At 35.3% G+C, this 6,281-nt stretch carries 7 protein-coding genes and 1 riboswitch; all 7 genes read left to right on the top strand.

What is annotated here, in order from left to right:
* Positions 1-61: 61 nt before the first annotated feature.
* The 7 genes from V7014_RS22060 to V7014_RS22030 all read left to right on the top strand — a co-directional run bounded on the left by V7014_RS22060 (position 62) and on the right by V7014_RS22030 (position 6,163).
* A complete protein-coding gene (locus V7014_RS22060) occupies positions 62-829 on the top strand; it encodes a glutamine amidotransferase (protein ID WP_335510373.1) in 768 nt (255 codons plus the stop codon).
* 391 nt (positions 830-1,220) lie between these two features.
* Positions 1,221-1,323: riboswitch (TPP riboswitch) on the top strand.
* A 122-nt stretch (positions 1,324-1,445) separates the two neighbouring features.
* Positions 1,446-2,264, top strand: a complete 819-nt coding sequence (gene thiD, locus V7014_RS22055) for a bifunctional hydroxymethylpyrimidine kinase/phosphomethylpyrimidine kinase (RefSeq protein ID WP_335510371.1) — start codon at positions 1,446-1,448, stop codon at positions 2,262-2,264.
* Complete coding sequence (gene thiM / locus V7014_RS22050) at positions 2,251-3,051, top strand: hydroxyethylthiazole kinase (protein ID WP_335510369.1); 801 nt, start codon at positions 2,251-2,253, stop codon at positions 3,049-3,051. The genes thiD and thiM overlap by 14 nt, the downstream gene beginning before the upstream one ends.
* Complete coding sequence (gene tenA / locus V7014_RS22045) at positions 3,048-3,719, top strand: thiaminase II (RefSeq protein ID WP_335510367.1); 672 nt, start codon at positions 3,048-3,050, stop codon at positions 3,717-3,719. The genes thiM and tenA overlap by 4 nt, the downstream gene beginning before the upstream one ends.
* Positions 3,720-3,731: 12 nt before the next feature.
* Positions 3,732-4,352 carry a thiamine phosphate synthase gene (gene thiE, locus V7014_RS22040; protein ID WP_335510365.1) on the top strand — a complete coding sequence of 207 codons (621 nt, stop codon included), beginning with the start codon at positions 3,732-3,734 and terminating at the stop codon, positions 4,350-4,352.
* 123 nt (positions 4,353-4,475) lie between these two features.
* Positions 4,476-5,150 (top strand): response regulator transcription factor, encoded by a 675-nt coding sequence (locus tag V7014_RS22035; protein WP_335510364.1) that lies wholly within the window; start codon positions 4,476-4,478, stop codon positions 5,148-5,150.
* Positions 5,147-6,163, top strand: a complete 1,017-nt coding sequence (locus V7014_RS22030) for a sensor histidine kinase (RefSeq protein ID WP_335510362.1) — start codon at positions 5,147-5,149, stop codon at positions 6,161-6,163. The genes V7014_RS22035 and V7014_RS22030 overlap by 4 nt, the downstream gene beginning before the upstream one ends.
* The last annotated feature ends 118 nt before the right edge of the window (positions 6,164-6,281 follow it).

The following is a 6,281-nucleotide window of genomic DNA, read 5'->3' as shown; positions in this document are numbered from 1 at the left end:
AATTACAAATACTTACGGCTTCATAATATTAAATATTCTGTTTGAAAGGTGATGATGTAGAGTGAAGAAATTACTGATTATCAAAACGGGTACATCGTTTTCATCAATTGTAGAGCAACACGGTGACTTTGAAGATATGATCATCCGCACTAGCGGTATTTCTGCAGAAGATGTCGTTATTGCAAATGTTTATGATGATATGACATCATTGCCAAGTACTGAGCAGATCGCAGCAATTATCATAACTGGCTCGCATGCAATGGTCACAGAGCGGGAAGAGTGGAGCATTCAATTAATGCAATGGCTACGTGATATAAGGTATATGCAAATACCTACGTTAGGCATTTGCTATGGTCATCAATTAATTGCAGAAGCTTTTGGTGGAAAAGTTGGCGATCATCCGAAAGGAATGGAAATTGGTACAACGAAAATACAATTAACCGAAGAAGGAAGTCAGGATCGTTTATTAGCTATCCTTCACGATACGTTCTATGGGCATGTTACTCATAGACAAACGGTTCTTGAACTCCCTAAGGAAGCTCGGGTTCTTGCATATAATCAATTCGAACCGTATCATGCTTACGTGATTGATAATCATATTTGGGGAATACAGTTCCATCCAGAATTCTCGGAAGAAATTATGCGTGTGTACATTGATCAACAGCAAGAAAAGCTGTTAGCCGAAGGCCATTCGATTCGGGCATTACATCAATCAGTTTGTGACCATCCTTTTGGAAGATTTCTACTAGATCATTTCATTAACTTAACAGAATTGCATGTAACGAGTCCATCTATTGGTTGGACGATATTTGCTAATACAGGAGAGTAAAAGATTAATTATATAAGAATAGTAATGATGAGTACTTCACTAGTAAAAAAAGCATTAGATTTATCGAAACAAAAGAGGAATCGAGTATGTAAATCCGTTTCTTAGCATCTATATTCATGTCTGACAGCAGAGAACAATGACTAAGTATTGTGGGTTATCGTTGAAGTGGAGTGAAAGGCTGTTGTAAGGCTAGAATCATTAAACTGATGAATTTGAAGCGGCTATACACCGAACAGTCGCTCACCGTTTCAATGAAAATGGATTATGATACATTTGTGCTATTCATTTAGATGAATGTTATAAAATATATTAGCATAATTTATCTGAATAGTACAATAAAATATCCTTGACATTCAATGATAAAGAACTTACTGTTTAACATAAGAATCGAATATGTAGCTAGGGGTGCCTTTTTGGCTGAGAGATGATTATTTCATTAACCCTCAATACCTGATCTGGATCATACCAGCGTAGGAAAGCATGTACTCTTTATCTTTATCAAGTTTATGAGGATAAGAAGCTATTTTCCTATGTGGAGAATAGCTTTTTTTACGTAGAAAAGCGTTTTCCATGCAATTCGTTTCTTATGTAGTTCGTAATTCAAGGAGATGATTCATTGAGAAACTATGGCGTAGCAACTTTAACGATTGCAGGTTCTGACTCGTCGGGTGGAGCGGGGATTCAAGCAGATTTAAAAACATTCGCTGCCATTGGTACGTATGGTATGAGCGTTATTACAGCTGTAACAGCTCAAAATACACAAGGAGTATCTTTAGTAGAGGACTTGAGCGCGGAAATGGTACAAAGACAAATACAAGTAGTTCTAGATGATATTCCTCCACAAGCGATTAAGATTGGCATGGTATCAAGTGCAGAGATTATAAAAGTCATTACAGAGACGTTAGTACAATATGATGTGCCATATTTAGTTGTTGATCCAGTTATGGTATCAAAAAGCGGTTGTGCACTTCTAGCCAGCGAAGCAAAAGAAGCGCTTATGTCAAAGCTAATACCAATGGCTTTCATTGTAACTCCAAATATTCCGGAAGCAGAAGAAATAACAGGTATGAAAATTAGTTCTTTAGAGGACATGAAGAAAGCAGGTCAAATAATACGTTCATTAGGACCTCAATACGTTTTAATAAAAGGTGGACATTTAACAGGGGATGCCACTGACATATTAATTGGTGAGCGTGGAATTGAATTTTATTACAACGAACGATTAAATAATCTGAATACCCATGGAACAGGTTGTACACTTTCATCGGCTATTACCTCTTATTTAGCTTTAGGTTATAACGTAGAAGAAGCGGTAGCGAAAGGGAAGAAATATATCACAGAGGCAATTCGATATAGTTTTCCAATTGGCTCGGGAATTGGTCCAGTTCATCATTTTTATCAATTCGAAGGAGAAAAAGTAAATGGGAATTCATAAAATGAGCGGTTTAGTTAATGAAGTAATTAAGCACAATCCTTTGATTTTGCATTATACAAATGAAGTAACCATCAATGACTGTGCAAATGCAACACTTGCGATAGGCGCTAGTCCAATTATGGGTGATGCCATTGAAGAAGTGGCGGACTTAATTACCATTAGCGACGCGGTTGTTCTTAATATTGGTAAGATGCATTCCACGCAAATTCCCGTATATTTAGAAGCTGGTAGAATTGCAAATTCATTGCAGAAACCACTTGTTTTAGATCCAGTAGGTGTATTTGCAAGTAAGCAAAGAACAAAATTTGTTGAAGAAATCATGAGTAAAGTGAAATTTGATGTTATTAAAGGTAATTCGGCTGAAATATTGTCTATGGCTGGGTTAGAAGCAAACGGAAAAGGCGTAGATGCATCTGATGATATAGAAATTGATGTAAGTAAATTACAGAATTTTGCGAAATATATTCAAACGACGATTGCTGCGACTGGAAAAATAGATTTTATAACGGATGGTGAAAGAACGATTCAAATCCATAATGGTTCACCTAAGTTAAAGTCAGTAACTGGAACAGGTTGCATGACAGCTAGTTTAGTAGGAAGTTACTTAGGTGTAACAAATGATTCCTTCAAAGCAGCAACAATGGGTGTGTTGTCCATGTCACTAAGTGGGGAGTTAGCCAATCATAACGATCCAGCAATCGGGACATTTAAAGTGCAGTTGTTTGATGAAATGTACCGATTAAATACAGAAGTAATAGAAAACTATGCAAAGGTGGAAATGCTATGAATTTAACAGATGTTTTATTACAGCAATCTAAACAAATTTGGACTGATTACTTACAGCATCCGTTTATTACAGAGATGGGAAACAATACATTAGACCGTAAGAAGTTTGAGCATTATTTAATTCAAGATTATTTGTATTTAAAGGAATATTCGAAAGTGTTTTGTATGGGAATGATTAAGTCTAAAACAATTGAAGATATGCGATTTTTTCATCAAGCAGCGGGCGGTACATTTGAATATGAAACAGCTGTTCATATTAATTATTTAAAGGGGTTCGGCTATTCAATTGAAGAGCTAGAGCAGCAAGAAGTGGAGCTAACAACGGAAAGTTATACAAGTTATATGCAAGGTGTCTGTTTAAAAGGAGATTTGAAAGAAATCGTGGCAGCGGTGCTCCCTTGTATCTGGAGCTATAACTATATTGGTCAGCATATTGTTGAAAATTACGATATTGATGAAAATCATTTTTATAAGCAATGGATTGACTCTTATAGCGGAGAAGAATTTACTCAACTAAATGTTGTATGGATTGAGTACTCTAATCGATTATTTGCTGATAGTTCTCTAGAAGAACAAGCTAAATTATGTGAGATATTCAAGAAAGCGAGTCTCTATGAATTACATTTCTGGGACATGGCGTATGAAGAAGTGGCAGAGGTTGTGAAGTAAGGAGGAGTCAATTTGTTTCAACAAAATAAAGAATTGTATCTAGTGACAGATTCAAAAATTTTAGAGGGAAGGATTTTTCTTTCATGCATAGAAGCAGCTTTGCGGGGTGGCGTTAAAATCGTTCAATTGAGAGAAAAGCATTGTTCGGGTCGAGAATTTTTGGAAAAAGCAATTGCGTTAAGAGAATTAACTCATAAATACGGGGCTCATTTTATCGTTAATGATCGGATTGATATTGCCCAACTGGCGGACGCTGATGGTGTACATATTGGTCAAAGTGATATTACAGTAGCGGGTGTTCAAAAATTAATGGGCAATGATAAAATCATCGGAGTTTCGGTTAATGATGTTGAGAAAGCCTTACAAGCACAGCGTGAAGGGGCAGATTATATCGGTGTAGGAGCGATGTTTTTAACAACTACGAAGGAAAATGCACGTACAATTGATATGGGAATGCTTCAATCGATACGAGAAGCTGTCGATATTTCAATTGTGGCAATAGGTGGAATCAAATTGAACAATTTGGATGAAATAAATCTTCAATACGTAAATGGAGTTGCTGTTGTTTCTGCCATTTTAGGTGAAGAGGATATATATGGTGAAACAAAGAAATGGGTTCACCGATTAGGTTAGGATGTAATAAAAAACGTTCATTGAGATATTATGAACGTTTTTTGATGTTTCGAAGCATATTAATTTAAAAGTAGCTATAATAAAAATATGTTACTATGACATATTTTTTTAGGAGTGGCTAGAATGAGCAACATGAAAATTTTAATTGTAGAAGATACGGAAACTCTGCGAAATGAGTTGAAAGAGTTTTTATCGAATTATGGTTATGCTGTAGAAGCGCCAAATGATTTTCAAAATATCATGCAATATGTGAATCAAGAAGATGTTCACCTTATTTTATTAGATATTAATCTGCCTGTCTTTGATGGCTATTATATTTGTAGAGAAATTCGTAAAACGTCTCAAGTACCAATCATTATTGTAACGAGCAGAGATAATGAGGTAGATGAGTTAATGAGTATGAATCTTGGGGCAGATGATTTTGTGACAAAACCGTATAATACACAAATCCTTTTAGCACGTATAGAATCAGTATTAAAGCGTACATACGCTAAGCAAGAAGCATCCATTTTAAATTATGGCGCTTTAAAATTAGACTTATCGAGCGGCTCGATTTCTCATCAAAATCAACTTGAGGAATTAACAAAGAATGAATTGAAAATATTGCATTGCTTGATGAAGAACAAAGGTAAGATTGTATCTAGAGAAGAATTAATGGAATATTTATGGTCATCAGATTTGTTTATTGATGACAACACACTATCTGTAAATATTACTAGATTGCGTAAAAAAATTGAGGGTATCGGTATGGAAAATCCTATCGAAACAAGACGAGGTCTTGGGTATATTATGTCATGAAGTTAAGAGACTATATGAAAGAAAGAGCTGTTTTTTTGATTGGTAATGTAGTTTTATTTATCTTCGTGGCAATCTTTCTATGGTTAATAAAAGTACAAGGCGTAGTCATAGTCATCGTATGGTTTGGCTGGTTTGGTCCATTAGCCATTTCATATATATCAGATTTTGTGAAGAAAAAAAGATTCTACGGTACGTTGGAGACTAATTTAGAAACATTAGATCAAAAGTATTTGTTGTCTGAAATTATGGAAGAGCCAGGTTTTCTCGAAGGACAAAAGGTTTATGATATTTTAAAAACGACAGATAAACAAATGCATGAGCATGTAAATAGCTATAAGAATAAGCAAACTGAATACCGAGAGTATATTGAAGCATGGGTACATGAAATTAAAACACCGATTGCAACAAGCAAGCTTATGCTAGAAAATCAAAAAAATGAAGCTACTAAAGGTGTTATAGAAGAACTAAATAAGATAGAAGATTATGTAGAGCAAGCTCTATATTATGCGCGCAGCAATAGTGCTAGTAAAGATTATCTTGTGAAAGAATTTGATTTAAAGGCATGTGTTTCAAAAGTCATTAAACGTAATGCCAAGTCATTCATACATAAGAAAATACAGCTTGAATTAGCTGAAATGGATGAGGTCGTATTTAGTGATGAAAAGTGGGTTGAATTTATTATTAACCAAATCATTGTAAATGCGATCAACTACAGCTACAAAGCGGATAGCAAAATTGAAATTTCTGTAAAAAAATATGAAAACAATCTTGTGTTAAGCATTGTGGATAATGGTGTCGGCATCGGTGAAAAAGATGTAGGGCGTGTATTTGAAAAAGGCTTTACAGGTGAAAATGGTCGTTTATATAGAAAATCCACGGGTATGGGATTATATATTTGCAAAACTTTAGCAGATAAATTGCATTTAGGCCTGAATCTTTCGTCTACAAAGGATGTCGGTACAGAAGTAAATATTATCTTTCCAAAAAGTAAAATACTATTATTAGAGTCCTGAAGTCAGGACTCTTTTTTTGTCCAGCTCCAGCGGTCAGCGACTAGTGGGCTTCGCTCTCTTCCCTATGATAAGCCAACAATGAAATGCGGAATTGGCCCGTTAGCCCCGACAAGCATAA

Source organism: Bacillus sp. JJ722, assembly GCF_036963345.1.
GTDB lineage: Bacteria > Bacillota > Bacilli > Bacillales > DSM-1321 > Bacillus_AD.
This window is presented reverse-complemented; position numbering and strand designations above follow the sequence as displayed.

Bases quoted from the DNA above. Each gene is read 5' to 3' on its own strand.
- thiM (WP_335510369.1), top strand. From the start codon at position 2,251: ATGGGAATTCATAAAATGAGCGGTTTAGTTAATGAAGTAATTAAGCAC.
- tenA (WP_335510367.1), top strand. From the start codon at position 3,048: ATGAATTTAACAGATGTTTTATTACAGCAATCTAAACAAATTTGGACT.
- V7014_RS22035 (WP_335510364.1), top strand. From the start codon at position 4,476: ATGAGCAACATGAAAATTTTAATTGTAGAAGATACGGAAACTCTGCGA.
- V7014_RS22030 (WP_335510362.1), top strand. From the start codon at position 5,147: ATGAAGTTAAGAGACTATATGAAAGAAAGAGCTGTTTTTTTGATTGGT.